This window comes from Sinorhizobium sp. NFACC03 (assembly GCF_900103435.1).
GTDB lineage: Bacteria > Pseudomonadota > Alphaproteobacteria > Rhizobiales > Rhizobiaceae > Ensifer.
In genome coordinates, this window is record NZ_FMXF01000064.1 from 1 (window position 1) to 14,567 (window position 14,567).

The window sequence follows — 14,567 nt, forward strand, 5'->3', positions numbered from 1 at the left end:
ACCCGCGTCCAGTCAATACCGGCCAGCAAAAGTGAGAACTCCTGGCTGCTCATCTGCATCGCGCCATCGCGGATCGGTGGCCAAACGAACTTGCCAGCCTCCAACCACTTCGTCGCCAGGATCATGCCCGACCCGTCCCAATAAATGCAGCGCAGACGATCGCACCGCTTGGCGCGGAACACGAACACGTCACCACAATAGGGATCGGCCGCAAGGGCTGATGCCACCAGCGCAACAAGGCCATTCATGCCGCGCCGGAAGTCGACAGGCTGCGTCGCCACCATGATCTTCACGCCATTCGGCGAAAGTCCGATCACCGGCGCCCTCGCAACGCCGCCACCATCGCCTGCGCCAACTCGGGCGCCACCGACCCGATCACGGTCATGCGCGCGCCGGCAATCTCGATCTCAATGCGACCGGAAGCAACGGAAGCGATATCCGACGACGCGCTCTGGGGCGGCGTTCGTTCTCCAACCACGGTCACCGGCACGAACATGGCCTGCTGCGCGCCGGCTTGCGCGGATCGTCGAAAGGTCAATCCAGCTTCGCGGCGCCAGACATTCAGCAAGCCGCGATTGACGCCCCAGCGCCGGGCGACGGCCGAGATGTTCACGTCGGGTTCTGCGCTTTCGGCAAGGATCCGCGCCTTCTCTTCGTCGGTCCAATTCCGCCGCTGGCGCCGACCGGTGATCACCTCGATCCGGCGATACTTTCCCTCATGCCTGGCTTCATGCATGCCTTCATCCATGGCTTCAAGCATGGCATCAGTGCGATCTCCAACCATCCCGTTCCACTCCCGTCGATGAAGGAGCTTATCTCGCGGCCTCAATCACAAAAGGAAAGGTGGGGTGTTCGTCGCGCTCACGAATGATCTCGTCGTTGTTGACGTGTGGTCGCGTTTCAAAATAAATGAAGTGAAAACTTCAACCAGCTTCTCATTCGGTTTGCGCCAAGCTAGGCGCAAATCTTGCGCTTTGCCGACCTGGTGGTTCTGGCGGGGTGGCTGCACCCGTTCCCATTCCGAACACGGCCGTGAAACGCCCCAGCGCCGATGGTACTTCGTCTTAAGACGCGGGAGAGTAGGTCGCTGCCAGGTCTGCAAAACGCAAGAGAAACAACCGCCGCTCCCCTTCGAGGCATCGCCGAGAAGGATAAGGTAGCGGCGGAAACAAACCGAAATCTTCTCATCACACACTTCGGCCCTGCCGAACACGGGCCGCCACCAAGCGGCCCTTTTGTTTTGCTAGACTGAAAATAATAAGACATTGAAAGCCCGAAGCTCCGACGCGGCGCAACGGGCACCAAGGCAACATCGGACAATAGCTAGCCTTGCTTGCATCACTTTGCGCTCTCGCATTCTTCTACCCTGCCAAGCCCCCTCCGTTTTCGTAACGTAACGGTAACGGCGTCGCCCTCTGCAATCTGACCGAGCCTATATTTCACAGTTCCAATTTCAGCCGGATGTTGATTGTATCAAAATCTTTGATACAGATCAGACGCGACGTTTGGGGGAATATATGAGCACGCGATTTCTGATGATCGGTCCGCAAGACGGCCAGGATGTGTTGAGATGCCTTGCCGCTCCCGCGCGGCTATCGATGCTGGATCTCTTGCACAGCCGCGGACCGCTGAACGTCAATGAAATCGCAGAGGCACTGGAGCTGCCGCAGTCGACCACATCCACCCATCTCAATCTGCTGGAGGAGGCGGGCCTGATCCGCACAGAGGTTTCCAAAGCGCGCAAGGGCAGCCAAAAGGTGTGTCATGCCGTGCACGAGGAAATCATCCTCTCCTTTGCCAGCCATGCCCAAACCGCCCAGGAATTGATCGAAGTGGCGATGCCAGTCGGGCTCTATAGCGGATACGAGGTTTACGCTCCCTGCGGCATGTGTTCTCGCGACGGCATCATCGGTTATCTCGACAGCCCCGACACATTCCTCACACCGGACCGGATGAAGGCTGGTCTGCTATGGTTTTCAACGGGATATGTCGATTATCAGTTTCCCAACAATGCCCGCATCAAGGGAGCGGAGGTCAAGGAACTTGAGGTCATCCTGGAGCTTTCCTCCGAGGTGCCGGGAACCTCAGACAATTGGCCGTCCGACATCACGCTTTCCATTAACGGCAAAAGCATCTTCGCCTGGACCTCACCTGGCGACTTTGGCGATCGTCGCGGAAAATATACGCCCGACTGGTGGAAGCTTCGGGGCAGCCAGTACGGCGTTCTCAAGTCCTTCCGCGTCACCGAAAACGGGACCTTTATCGATGGTGTGCGCTTTTCCGACACCAGACTGGCCGACCTGAACCTGCTTGAACATCGCTCGATCCGCCTGCGGATCGAAGTTCCTGAAACGGCCGAGCATCCCGGCGGGATCAATATCTTCGGCCGAGGTTTTGGCAATTACGATCAGGACATCGTGCTGCGATTGAAGATCTGATTTTGTCATTTCCGCGCGTGTCGCCGAAAGGCGGATTGACGCCTGCGTCCTCCTGTGTAAATTATCATACTAATTGATATATATCCGATATTTGGATATTCGGGGAGAAAAAGCATGCGCGCAGTCGGTACCGCTCACAGCGGTTACATCATCAGTTCTGTTGATCCACGCCTCTACGGATCTTTCGTCGAACATCTCGGCCGCGCCGTCTATTCGGGTATCTACGAACCGGATCATCCAACTGCCGACGAGAACGGTATGCGCCGGGACGTCATCGACCTCGTTCGGGAAGCTGATGTGCCGATCGTGCGCTACCCCGGCGGCAACTTCGTTTCGGCCTATAACTGGGAAGACGGCATCGGCCCGCGCGAAGAACGGCCCGTGCGCCTTGATCTCGCCTGGCACAGCTCCGAGAGCAACCACGTCGGTATCCATGAATTCGCCGATTGGGCAGAAGCCGCAAACACCGACATGATGCTCGCTGTCAATCTCGGCTCGCGGGGCCTGGATTCGGCTCGCGCCTTCCTTGAATATGTCAACCATCCGGGCGGCAGCTACTGGTCGGATCTTCGCCGCAAGAACGGTCGCGAAGAGCCGTGGAACGTCAAGTTGTGGTGCCTTGGCAACGAGATGGACGGTCCCTGGCAGATCGGCCAGAAGACGGCGGAAGAATATGGCCGCATCGCGTTCGAAACAGCAAAGGCAATGCGCGCCTTCGACAAGTCGATCGAGCTCGTAGTGTGCGGTTCGTCCTCGCCGAAGATGGCGACCTACCCGGCCTGGGAAGCCACGGTGCTCGACTACACCTACGATTCCATCGACTACATCAGCCTGCACATGTACTTTGACAATCACGCAGGCAACACGGCCGACTATCTGGCGCAGAACGCCCGTCTTGACGACTACATCGCAACCATTGCCGGCGTGATCGCCTATACCAAGGCCAAGAAGCGCTCCAAGAAGGATGTCTATATCAGCTTCGACGAGTGGAACGTCTGGTATCATTCCCGCGAGGCCGACCGGAAGATACTGCAGGGTAACGACGGCTGGCCGCATGCCCCCGCCCTTCTGGAAGACATCTACAATTTCGAGGACGTGCTGCAGGTGGGCTGCATCCTCAACACCTTCATCCGCCGTTCGGATGTGGTGAAGGTCGGCTGCCTGGCGCAACTCGTCAACGTCATCGCCCCGATCATGACCGTTCGGGGTGGCCCTGTCTGGCGGCAGACAACGTTCTTTCCCTATGCCTACGCCTCGCAGTATGGCCGCGGCAAGGCGCTGCAGTTGGCGCTTCATTGCCCCGGCTATTCAACCGACTTTGCCGAAAATGTCGCCTATCTCGACGTCTCCGCCGTCGAAACCGAGGCGGATGGCGCTCTCACCTTCTTCATCGTCAACCGCCACCAGACGGAAGCGATCGAGCTTGATCTCTCCCTCGAAGGCTTCGGCGAACGGAAGGTGATCATGGATAAGGTCATCGAAGGTCACGATCTTCGTGCCGCCAACGGACCCGGTAACCAAGCGATCGAGCCGCGCGACGGCTCGGGCGCATCGGTTGCCGGTCGCCGGCTCGTCGCCGCCATCGCTCCGCTTAGTTATCGGATGATCCGGCTCGGCGCGTAAGACGGCAATGACAGGGAGGAGGGACCATGTCAGCATCGATTGAGATCACCAACGTCACCAAGCGCTACGGCGCGCTCACCGTGCTGGACGACATCTCGCTGTCCATCAAGGCAGGCGAGTTCGTCGTCTTCCTCGGGCCTTCGGGCTGCGGCAAGTCGACGCTTCTGCGCATGATCGCAGGCCTGGAAGACGTGACGAGCGGCACGATCGCGGTGGGCGATCAGCGCGTCGATACGCTGCCGCCGGGAAAGCGGGGCGTCGCCATGGTCTTCCAGTCCTACGCGCTTTACCCGCATATGACCGTTGCCCAGAACATGTCCTTCGGTCTGGAAAACATCGGCATGCCAAAGGAGGAGATCGAGAGTCGCGTCCGCCAAGCCGCCTCGACTCTGGAAATCGCCCATCTTCTCGACCGAAAGCCGCAGAAGCTTTCCGGTGGGCAGCGCCAGCGCGTGGCGATCGGCCGCGCCATCGTAAAGGAACCGAAGGCGTTCCTGTTCGACGAACCGCTCTCGAACCTCGATGCTGCCCTTCGCGGACGTACCCGGTTGGAGCTCGCCCAGCTTCATGGCCGCCTCGGCAGCACGATGATCTTCGTAACGCATGATCAGGTGGAAGCGATGACGCTCGCTGACCGCATCGTCATCATGCAGAACCGCAAGATCGAGCAGATCGGTACGCCGATGGAAATCTATCGACGTTCTGCAACTCGGTTCGTGGCAGGTTTTGTCGGCTCGCCAGCCATGAATTTTTTGCCACTCAAGAGCGTGTCTCACGATAGCAATACACTGACCGTCGCGACGAACGGTCTTGGCGAGATCCGTACCGCCTTTCGTTTGCCGCCCAGCTTCTCGCCTGAAGGTGCGAGTCTTGGCATTCGCGCCGAGGACGTGACCGTGCTGCCAACTGGTCAGACCGGCATTGCGCTCAAGGCGGAAGTTGTCGAACGACTTGGCGATCGCACGCTGATCTACGGACAAATGTCTGACGGCACGAAACTGACGGCCGAAACCGACGGGCGCAGCGAGGCGCGTGGCGGCGACATTTTGCAGATCGCCCTCGACACGACCGCCATTCACCTTTTCGACGCCGCCGGTATCGCCCACCATTCGGAGGGCGATTGACATGGCTGAGAGCTATCGCCGCAGCCAGTGGAGCAACGGCCTTTTCATCCTTCCTTATCTATCTGTCTTTGTCGTGCTTTTGGTCTTTCCGCTCTTCTGGGGCGCGTGGTTGAGCCTGCACAAGGTCGATCTCTTCGGGCCGGGCCGTTTCGTCGGCGTTGGAAACTATGCGCGCGTCCTGGCCGATCCAGTCTTCCTGCAGGCATTGCGCAACACGGTCATCTTCGTGCTCGTGAGTGTGCCGTCGCTCGTTGTACTCGGACTTTTCCTGGCACTTGCGCTCAACAAGACGACGCGAACAACCTCGTTCCTGCGCGGCCTGTTCTTCTCCTCGTCCGTGCTCTCGGTTACGATCGTGACGCTGATCTGGCGTTTTGTCTTCATTCCCGGCGACGGGCTGTTGGCGGTTGTTTCCGAACAGCTCGCAATACAGCCGATTAACTTCCTTTCGACGAGCGGCTGGTCGCTGTTTTCGGTCGGCGTCGCTACCGTGTGGTGGTGCCTCGGCCTGCCGATGATACTGTTTCTTGCCGCTCTGCAACAAATCCCGAACGATCTCTATGAAGCCGCGGCGCTCGACAATGCCAGCCCATGGCGCGTGCTCACCCGCGTGACGCTTCCCTCGATCGCACGCACCATAATGCTGGTCACGATTGTCCAGATCGTGATGCAGTTTCAGCTGTTTGGCCAGGCGCAGATCATGACGAATGGCGGCCCCAACGGCACGTCGCGACCGCTCGTCATGTATATCTATGAAGTCGGTTTCGTGCGCTGGGATGTCGGCAAGGCTGCTGCAGCCTCCGAGTTCCTTTTCCTCATCATTCTAGTGGCGGCGATGGCGCAGTATGTGGTCTCGACGCGCAAGTCGGAGGCCTCCGAATGAGCACGGATCAAAAAACATATCGTTCGGATGCCCTGACCGGCAATCGAACCCTGCTTACGATCGCCATTGCGCTCTCGCTCGCCATGATGGCGCCGGTCGCCTGGCTCGTCGGCCTGTCAATCAAGGACAACAAAGAACTGATGCTCGGCACGGAATCGGTATTCCGATTGCCCTACACGCTCATCAACTACGTCAACATCGTCCACTCATCGCAGGCCTTTGGCTGGTTTTTCAACAGCGTGGTGGTTGCGATCGGACAGACGGCGGGAGTGCTGATCCTGTCTTCACTTGCCGGCTATGCCTTTGCCCGCCTCGAATTTCCGTTGCGCAAGACGTTATTCGTCATCGTGCTCTTCGGTCTTGCTGTGCCCGAACAGGCAGTCATCATCGCCCGTCACCAGATGTTCAATTGGTTTGGCCTTCACAACACCTATGTCGGACTGATGCTGCCTGGCATGTCGTCTGCCTTCGGGGTTTTCCTGATGACCCAGTTCTTCAAGGCTATTCCCAAGGAGATCGACGAGGCGGCACTGCTCGACAATGCCTCTCCGCTGCGCATTTTCTGGAAGGTACTCTTGCCGCTGACGCTGCCGGCCCAGGCGACGCTCGGCATCTTCACCTTCCTGCATGCCTGGAACGACTACTGGTGGCCACTGATCTCCGCCACGAGAAAGGAGATGTTCACGCTCACCATCGGCATCGCCTCGTCCCAGACCAATTTCGCACAAAGCGAAGGGCTCGGCTTTCTCAGCGCACAGGCAGTCTTTGCCAGCCTGCCGGTGCTGATCGTCTACGTGATTTTCCAGCGCCATATCGTCACCGCGGTTTCGAGCGGTGCTGTGAAGTGACTGCTGCTGCGGCCGGGAGGAAATGGCCGCAGCAGGTTTGAACCCGGGCGAGAGCCCGTCAACGGGAGAGATTTACCATGAGACGTTTTCTACTCAGTACGGCAGCATTGGTCGCGCTGACCTGCGGCACGTCGGCTCACGCGCAGACGAAGATCGAGTTGCAGCGCTTCTTCGGCGCCTGCGAAGCAGACTATGGTTCCGTCACCGACGTTTCCAAGGCCGTCGGCGAGTGCGGTATCATCACCTCGCTGGTGAACAAGTTCGAGGCCGATAATCCCGATATTGACGTCAATGTGACCACCGTGGAATGGCCGGGTTATGACCAGCTCAACGCCCAACTCTCATCGGGCGCTGCGCCAGACGTCGTGTCCATGCACTACTCCGCAATCTCCGATTATCAGTCGCGCGGTCTGATCGACCCGGTCGATGAGGTTCTTTCCGCGCAGGGCATCTCGCCCAATAGCTTTACGGTTGCCGCCCGTGATGGTGTCACCAAGGAAGGCCAGATGTTCGGCCTGCCCTTCGACAACTGGACGATGCTCTTCCACGTCAACATGAACCTTATGAAGCAAGCCGGCCTCGTCAACGCAGACGGCACGCCAATCCTTCCGAAGTCGGCTGACGAACTCGTAGCTCAAGGTAAGCAGTTCAAGGAAAAGACCGGCAAGCCTTACCTCGTGCAAATCCTCGCCAATGAGACGGCCGCCTATGCGCGGGTACTCTACACACTGCTGCAGCAGCAGAACGCTGACTTCTTCGCCGACCCGACCAAGATTACGCTGAATACGCCCGAAGCCAAGAACGTCGTCGAGCTTATGAAGAAGATCAAGGACGAGGGCCTGACAACAACCGGTCTTGACTATGCGGCAGCTGTTACCGCGTTCACCAACGGCGATGGTGGCATAGCGGTCAACGGCACCTGGCTGATCGGCGATTTCGTCGCACAATCGGAGAAGGAAGGCACCCCCCTTGCGAAAGGCTACACGGTTTACCCGGTTCCACAGCTTTATCCTGGTCGCGACAGTACCTATGCCGACGGCCACAGCTGGGTCATACCGCGAAAGGATCGTTCGCCGGAACAGACTGCGGCGATCGGCAAGCTATTCAAGTTCCTGGCCGACAACGACTTCCAGTGGGCTCGCACCGGTCACCTGCCGGCGGTCAAGGCGGTCTTCGACATGCAGGAATTCAAGTCGCTGCCGCGTCGTGATAACATCGCCGAGGTCGCGCAGACTGGCCGCTCGCTGCCGGGCGCCGTCCAGCGCCAGTTTGCCATCCAGGACATCATCGGCGAAGAAGTCGGTGCGGCCGTAAATGGTGACAAGACAGTCGACGAAGCCCTCGGCAGCGCCGAGAGCCGCATCAACGACCTGCTCGCCAATCTTTGATCCGGCGCCAGACGATCTCCCAGAGTGGGGCGTAGGGACTTCGGTCTCTGCGCCCCGATTGTTTTCGCGTCCCGGCCGGGCCGCGTCATATTTCCTTCGCTTCCGTGTTGGAGACAAACGGACAAACGATCTATTGTCGCTTTGCATTTAAACGGGTTCTTCCTCAATTTCTGTGGTTAACAGAGTGTTAGCGCCTCGACTGCTATCTGCGGGGATGCGAGCGCAATTGAAATGGTCACCCGGCCCAGGGGTCAAGGTTCTGGGTATTTCCCTTCAAGATGAAGAAAACTGGGTTGTTTCCGCCGCTGCAAAACCTGTCGGTATCTGCCCGGATTGTGGAACGCAAAGCCGGCATCGGCACGGCTGGCACAACCGCCGCCTCGGACTTTCCTGTTCAGGGTCAAGTTGTGAAAATCAAGCTCGCACTGAACCGGTGGCAGTGTAGACACCGGAAATGCGGGCGACGAACCTTCACCGACAGGTTGCCTGAGATTGCTTCACCCTATTTGCGACGAACTGAACGGATGGCTGAGATTGTGGGCTTGGTTGGCCACAGGATGGGCGGTCGTCCGGGAGAGCACTTGATGCATCAGCTCGGCATGCCGGTCAGCGACGACACGATCTTGCGGCAATTGAAGCGCGATAATCCGGCGTCCACATAAAAAGACACTATTCGGGTTGTGGACATTGATGATTGGAGCTGGCGGCATTCCTCGCGGTACGGGATCGATCATGGTCGATCTTGAGCGTCATTCGGTCGTCGATGTTTTGGAGGACCGCAACGTCGAGAGCGCAAAATCTTGGTTGAAAGACCGTCCGACGATCGAGGTCGTGAGCCGAGATCGCTGTGGTTTGTATGCTCAGGCAGTCCGAGAGGGCGCGTCGCAGGCCCGCCAGGTGGCTGACCGTCTTCATCTGGTCCAAAATCTCAGGGAGGCAATCAAGGAACAGATGAGCGTCTACGGTCACGCCAATGTTAGACCCATTCTCTCTGAAGATGCTATCGCCAGCGCCAGGTCACAACAGCGCCGTGCCCGCTTGGCGCACAGGCAATCTCGTCAGGAAATATTCGACACGTTTCAAGCTTTGCGGCAGCAGGGCCTCACCTACAGCGAGATTGCAAGGCGGACCGGATACGAGCGCCGCAGCATCGCGAATTGGCTTACTTCCAATGCACCTCGAGACAGGAATCGGGCGGCATTGAATCCGACATCGCCACTGTATTTCGAAGCTTTTCTGGCTGAATGCTGGAAAGATGGAAACCGGGTAGGGCGCCATCTGTTTTACGATATCAAGAACCGCGGTTACACGGGCAGCCGCTCCAATCTGGAGCGCCTGTTGAAAGTGTGGCGTGAGGTCGAAAACATTCAACCCGACGGGCCACCTCCGGATATGGATGTTTCAGAACCCGTTCGCGATCCTGACACGGGCCATCTTGTGGCAGCAGCTTTGTGTATAAAACCGCGCGGCCTGCTGACAGATCGTCAGGCCAGAAAGGTCAATGCTTTGAAGCAGGGCTCGACAGTGTTCGCCACAATGCGTGGCATGGCCATGCGCTTCAACGGCATCTTGCGCAGCAGGAGCTCGCAGGCACTGGATGAATGGATCGACGATGCCATCGACATCGGGCTCACGGCAATCATGCGTTTCGCCAGCGTTTTGCGCCGGGATGTTGATGCCGTAAAAAATGCAATCGAACTCCCGTGGAACAACGGTCAAGCCGAAGGGCAGATCAATCGCCTCAAGATGCTGAAGCGTGCAATGTACGGTCGCGCCGGTCCGGCTGCCGCTGAATCACAGAAATTGAGGATGAACCTAATTAAATGCCAAATGACACCAGGTGCCCCCGCGAAATGGCGCAATTGACGGACGTCATGCCCAAGTTTGAATAGAAGGCTCCACGTCGGACAACGATGCGAGGCACAAAAATCGGAGCCCCGGGTACTTGTTGACGACGTGAATGGCTGGCGCGCATAGACGCTTCGATGTCGTGCTCGACGCCGGAGAAAGCCGCGCCGTTAACAGCCGCCTCTCACTTGATGCCGTTCGCCTCGGCGACGAAATCCGACAGCATCGGCACGTATTCCTCGCCGCGACCAGCTGCGACCGCCTGGGCGAAGGAATTCCTGACTGCGGCCCCGATCGGGTTCGCGACGCCGCTCGCATTGGCGAAGCCGGCGAGATAGCTCATGTCCTTGAAGCCGTTGCGGATTGCGAACTTGTGGGCGTTCGGGTCACGCTCCAGCACCCAGCGGAAGAACGTCTGATAGAAGGGACAATCCATGCGGCCCCCTCGGATGACGCTGTCGAAGACTTCCGGGGTGAGCCCCGCCTTGCGTCCGAGCATCAGCGCCTCGGAATAGAGCGCCGCATAGCCCATCGAGAGAAAGTTGTTGAGCAGCTTCATCGTGTGGCCGGTGCCGGTCGGGCCTGTGTGGACGATTCTGCCGGCGAAGCATTCGAGCACGGGCCAGACACGGCGCACGTCCTCGTCCGCGCCGCCGACCATCACATCGAGCGTACCGGCGGCGGCGTCCGCCGGGGTACGGCTGAGCGGCGCATCGATGAGGGTAATAGCCTTGCAGGCGAGGTTCGCAGCGAGTTTTGTGGTGACGGAGGGATCGGAGGTCGAACAATCGACGATGGTGAGCGGCTTGCCGGCGGAAGCGATGCCGTCCGGGCCTTCAATCACCGAGAGGACTTCCGGCGAGCCGGTTACGCAAAGGATGATGATGTCGCAACGCTCGGCCATATCGCGCGGTGTTGCTGCCTCCGTCGCGCCCTCGGCGACCAGCGCGTCGACCGGCGCGCGATTGCGATGCGCCATCACGCAAAGCGGCGAGCCCTTCTTCAGGATATTCGCCGCCATGCCCTGACCCATCAGCCCGAGCCCGATGAAGCCCACATTTGATTTCGTCATTTGGTCGCCTCCACTGATTGGCTATCGAGATCACGATGATTCTGGGTCGGGGCCCGAGAGTCATTGAACGCGATCGATTCCGACAAGTCGAGCCTCGGGATCAGGCTAAAAACGGCGCAGGCGTTTCTGGGCTAGAATTTACGGCTGACGAAGGGCGAGTTGGCGAGCCCGAAACGCCACGGGTGTTCCACCGCCTTCGCAACTCCCACACGGATACCGCTGGAGATCGGCGGACGCTGAGCCGGTAGGTGGAGGTGAAACGGCTCCTTCCTTACGAACACCCCTCCGCGCTTGCATCGCCTCGATGCCCCACTTCGGCTCGATCGCGCGGATCAAGACGGCGCTGCCGGGCAAGCAATCGAAGTTGAGACACCAATGGAGGCCATAGGAGAGATAAGCCAAAGCGGCAGGCCATCCTGCGCTCTATTGATCGCCAGCGCCTGGCCGAGGCGTCCCGGCCCGGAGCACAAGAGCCTGGTCTCCCTGGATATGGGCAGATCGAGTGATCTGCCGAACAGTCACGATCTCAAAAGACTTGGCGTTAGGCGAGCGCCGGACCGCAGAGCGCTAGATTGGTCGCCGCCTACCTCGCCGCTGTCATGGGGCCGTCCCCCGGTGGCCTGCTTGGCGCAGCGATCTGCTGAGTCGCGACGTTTCTGCTTGGATACTTGCTGCTCTTGGGCGCGTTGCCGTTCTACTCAGCCGGCACCTTGGGACACACTTGGCAGCCAAAGACCCTCGGCTCCACGCCATCCGGCAGCTGGAACGTCGCACTTTCGATCAAACTCGCCGATCGGCGCCTGGCGTACACAATTCTTCATCGATTCGAATTCATGTCTCGCAACCTGGGCAGCATCCGCTCTGCACGGGCAATGGCGCACGTCGAGAGAACCAGCAAGGTCTGCGCGAGCAAGATCCTCGGCATATCAAGCTCCTCCTGAATTTTAGGCTACGCTAATCTACAGCAGATCGAGCAAGTTGGCCTGTAGTCATTCCGAGCTAGCACGGATAGTCAATTGCTACGTTCTCCGCCCGCCCTTTCCGGCGCCTCTGATCGCCATCCCGCCAGGGTGACGGAAACCATTCGCGTCCGACTTGAGGGTCTGCCGAAGGCGGTGCGGGAGATCGCCTGGAAAGCGCAGACGCGGCTGTGCGGCCGCTACCGGCGCCTGACGGCTGCGGGCAAGAAGAACCCCATCGTCGTTGCGGCGATCGCGCGCGAGATGGCAGCGTTCCTGTGGGCCATGGGCCACCAGGTCGAACCGGTGCGCTGACGATGCGGTGCGCTGCTACCTTAAGCTTGGTGCGGCCGATACCATGAGCCAAGGCCCCCCCTTTCCGCCGCCTGCACAGCGGTGGACCTTGATGCAGCTACTATCGATGAACAATCGGTCCGGCGCATCCTCGGCTCCGGCGAGCGCGCTGAAGATGCCTTCCCAGATGCCGCGCTCGCACCAGCGAACGAAGCGATTGTAGAGAGTCTTCTTCGGTCCATAGACATCGGCGCAGTCCGCCCAGCGACCGCCACAGCGCAGCGCATGGACGATCCCACTCAACACGCGAAGATCATCCACGCGCGGCTTGCCCCGCACATCCGTTGGCGGCAGCGGTTCGATCCGTTCCCATTGCGCATCGGAAAACCAAAAGAAATCAGACATCTCACCGCCCTTTCATCGGGGCCATGAATCAAGTTTGGCCTCAACTTAGAGGGGAGTCTAGTGCGACTTGTAGCTGTGTTCCCTTTCCTTCACTACGTGGGATGAGCATCCGTAAGTCTTAATCCGGTTCAGTGGACGCTCGGTTCGAATCTCTTCAAGGCGAGGGATGCAGGGTCTGGAGGCCGGACCCTTGTCGCAGTGCGGGCGCGTGTGACGGTCGGCTCGCAGAATTTCCGAGTGACGTCACAAGCAGATTCGCGCACGGCCAATGGCCAGTTCGCTGCCGCCGCTGGTGAATTCTCGCGCCACAAGAGACCTTTAGAACGACTGTGCCCCCATGGTAGTGATCGGATTGTAATCGTCACCTGTAACCCAGACGCTCAAGCGAAGTTGACACGGCTACGGCAGCTATTTGATCCGAAGCAACCCTTCCACTTTCAAAGGATGCTATCATTCATTGTATCGCGGGTCTTGGGACCTGGGTCTTACTGTTATCGTTTCACCCGAACTAAAGGAGAACACGATGATGTCGAAAAAACTCGCGGGCATGGCCACGGTAGCCATGTTCATTCCCCTCATTTTCACTGTCCCGGTCTTCGCGCAATCCGGGAATGGTGAGGCCACAACCCCCCAAGCGCAGCAGGATCAGTCGCAGATGATGCCGGGGATGACGATGGGCGGCCGCCAGCACCGAATGATGGGCGGAATGAGACCCATGCACGGCCACATGATGAAGATCATGTTCGCGATCGCGGATGCCGACGGGGATGGTGCGCTATCGTTCGAAGAGGTGACAGCCATTCACAAGCGCATCTTCGACAGTGTCGATGCCAACAACGATGGCAAGGCGACCCCTGAAGAGATGCGTGCGTTCATGCAGGGACAGTGACCGCGCCGGCGAATGCTGCCGTCAAGGTGGCGATAGGCTGTCGATGATTTGCACTCGGCTCTCGGCTCTCGGCTCTCGGCGTATTGGCGAGAGGGCGAAGGCACTGTTCCGCGCCATGCATATGGTGAGGTACTGCCGCTACAAACAGCTGCAAGGTAGTCACCTTGCGCCTTATCCGGGTGTGCCGGTGAAGGCAAAGAGTGTCACATGCTCGCCGCGTCCGCCCAATGGCTCGCGACTGACCGCGACCCATGCGTTCTGTTGTCCGGCCTGCATAACGACTGTCTCGGAGGCAAGCAGCGGGAAATCGAAACGCTTGGTAGCCTGTTCTATCTTGGCAGCGACATTGACCGTGTCTCCAAGCACCGTGAATTCAAGGCGATGTTCGTTACCGACAAGTCCATAGTACATCTCACGGCGATGTCACGTTGTTGATGACTTAATGGTTGGCGGATAATTGGGCGTGGATGAGCCAACCGACGATCAGTTACAAGAACCACCGTTTTCCACGTCAGATTATCGCCCATGCGGTCTGGCTGTATTTCCGGTTCCCTTTGAGCCTGCGGCTGGTCGAGGAAATGCTGTTGGAGCGCGGCATCGTCGTTTCATATGAAACGATCCGGCGATGGGGTCTCAAATTCGGTGCGGCTTACGCGAAGCGGTTGCGCCGAAAGAAGCCGTCGCGAAAAGATATCTGGCATCTGGACGAGGTGGTGATTTCCATCGGCGGCCGGAAACATTGGCTTTGGCGTGCCGTTGACCAGGACGGCTACGTTCTCGACGAGATTGTCCAGAC

General features: G+C 58.9%; 11 protein-coding genes, 1 rRNA gene and 5 pseudogenes. 11 read left to right on the forward strand and 6 right to left on the reverse strand.

Going from position 1 to position 14,567, the window contains the following annotated elements:
- Together tnpB and tnpA are read right to left on the reverse strand one after the other, a co-directional pair.
- Window positions 1-317, reverse strand: a 317-nt coding sequence (gene tnpB, locus BLU35_RS34215) for an IS66 family insertion sequence element accessory protein TnpB (protein ID WP_093236444.1), incomplete at its 3' end; no start/stop codon positions are given.
- A complete protein-coding gene (tnpA, locus tag BLU35_RS34220; protein WP_093236445.1) occupies window positions 314-784 on the reverse strand; it encodes an IS66-like element accessory protein TnpA in 471 nt (156 codons plus the stop codon). The genes tnpA and tnpB, both read right to left, overlap by 4 nt.
- 197 nt (window positions 785-981) lie before the next feature.
- Between tnpA and rrf the strand changes: the two genes are divergently transcribed.
- The 8 genes and pseudogenes from rrf to BLU35_RS34260 all read left to right on the forward strand — a co-directional run bounded on the left by rrf (window position 982) and on the right by BLU35_RS34260 (window position 10,170).
- Window positions 982-1,096 (forward strand): 5S ribosomal RNA (gene rrf / locus BLU35_RS34225).
- 421 nt (window positions 1,097-1,517) lie between these two features.
- Complete coding sequence (locus BLU35_RS34230) at window positions 1,518-2,438, forward strand: ArsR/SmtB family transcription factor (RefSeq protein ID WP_065375171.1); 921 nt, start codon at window positions 1,518-1,520, stop codon at window positions 2,436-2,438.
- 114 nt (window positions 2,439-2,552) lie between these two features.
- Window positions 2,553-4,061, forward strand: a complete 1,509-nt coding sequence (gene arfA / locus BLU35_RS34235) for an arabinosylfuranosidase ArfA (protein WP_093236446.1) — start codon at window positions 2,553-2,555, stop codon at window positions 4,059-4,061.
- Window positions 4,062-4,087: 26 nt separating this feature from the next.
- Window positions 4,088-5,185 (forward strand): ABC transporter ATP-binding protein, encoded by a 1,098-nt coding sequence (locus BLU35_RS34240; RefSeq protein WP_093236447.1) that lies wholly within the window; start codon window positions 4,088-4,090, stop codon window positions 5,183-5,185.
- 1 nt (window position 5,186) lies between these two features.
- Window positions 5,187-6,068 carry a carbohydrate ABC transporter permease gene (locus BLU35_RS34245; RefSeq protein WP_093236448.1) on the forward strand — a complete coding sequence of 294 codons (882 nt, stop codon included), beginning with the start codon at window positions 5,187-5,189 and terminating at the stop codon, window positions 6,066-6,068.
- On the forward strand, window positions 6,065-6,916 hold the full coding sequence (locus BLU35_RS34250; RefSeq protein WP_093236449.1) for a carbohydrate ABC transporter permease: 852 nt from the start codon (window positions 6,065-6,067) through the stop codon (window positions 6,914-6,916). The genes BLU35_RS34245 and BLU35_RS34250 overlap by 4 nt, the downstream gene beginning before the upstream one ends.
- A gap of 77 nt (window positions 6,917-6,993) precedes the next feature.
- Complete coding sequence (locus tag BLU35_RS34255) at window positions 6,994-8,304, forward strand: extracellular solute-binding protein (protein ID WP_093236450.1); 1,311 nt, start codon at window positions 6,994-6,996, stop codon at window positions 8,302-8,304.
- Between the two features lie 214 nt (window positions 8,305-8,518).
- Window positions 8,519-10,170: pseudogene (locus tag BLU35_RS34260) on the forward strand (ISL3 family transposase).
- Between the two features lie 166 nt (window positions 10,171-10,336).
- Here the strand turns inward: BLU35_RS34260 and BLU35_RS34265 are convergent.
- Window positions 10,337-11,224: an NAD(P)-dependent oxidoreductase gene (locus BLU35_RS34265; protein ID WP_093236451.1), complete on the reverse strand. Its 888-nt coding sequence runs from the start codon at window positions 11,222-11,224 to the stop codon at window positions 10,337-10,339.
- Between the two features lie 131 nt (window positions 11,225-11,355).
- Window positions 11,356-11,641: pseudogene (locus BLU35_RS36810) on the reverse strand (DNA-3-methyladenine glycosylase); the annotation flags it as partial.
- Window positions 11,642-12,279: 638 nt separating this feature from the next.
- On the opposite strand from BLU35_RS36810, the pseudogene BLU35_RS34275 reads away from it, so the two are divergent.
- Window positions 12,280-12,498, forward strand: a pseudogene (locus BLU35_RS34275) (IS110 family transposase); the annotation flags it as partial.
- A gap of 54 nt (window positions 12,499-12,552) precedes the next feature.
- On the opposite strand, the pseudogene BLU35_RS34280 reads toward BLU35_RS34275, so the two are convergent.
- Window positions 12,553-12,882 (reverse strand): annotated as a pseudogene (locus BLU35_RS34280) (transposase); the annotation flags it as partial.
- Window positions 12,883-13,444: 562 nt separating this feature from the next.
- Between BLU35_RS34280 and BLU35_RS34285 the strand changes: the two are divergent.
- Window positions 13,445-13,771: an EF-hand domain-containing protein gene (locus BLU35_RS34285; protein WP_502688210.1), complete on the forward strand. Its 327-nt coding sequence runs from the start codon at window positions 13,445-13,447 to the stop codon at window positions 13,769-13,771.
- Window positions 13,772-13,942: 171 nt separating this feature from the next.
- Here the strand turns inward: BLU35_RS34285 and BLU35_RS34290 are convergent, their stop codons facing one another.
- A complete protein-coding gene (locus BLU35_RS34290) occupies window positions 13,943-14,182 on the reverse strand; it encodes an adenylate/guanylate cyclase domain-containing protein (protein ID WP_143033058.1) in 240 nt (79 codons plus the stop codon).
- Window positions 14,183-14,227: 45 nt separating this feature from the next.
- Here BLU35_RS34290 and BLU35_RS34295 point away from each other — a divergent pair.
- Window positions 14,228-14,567 (forward strand): annotated as a pseudogene (locus BLU35_RS34295) (IS6 family transposase); the annotation flags it as partial.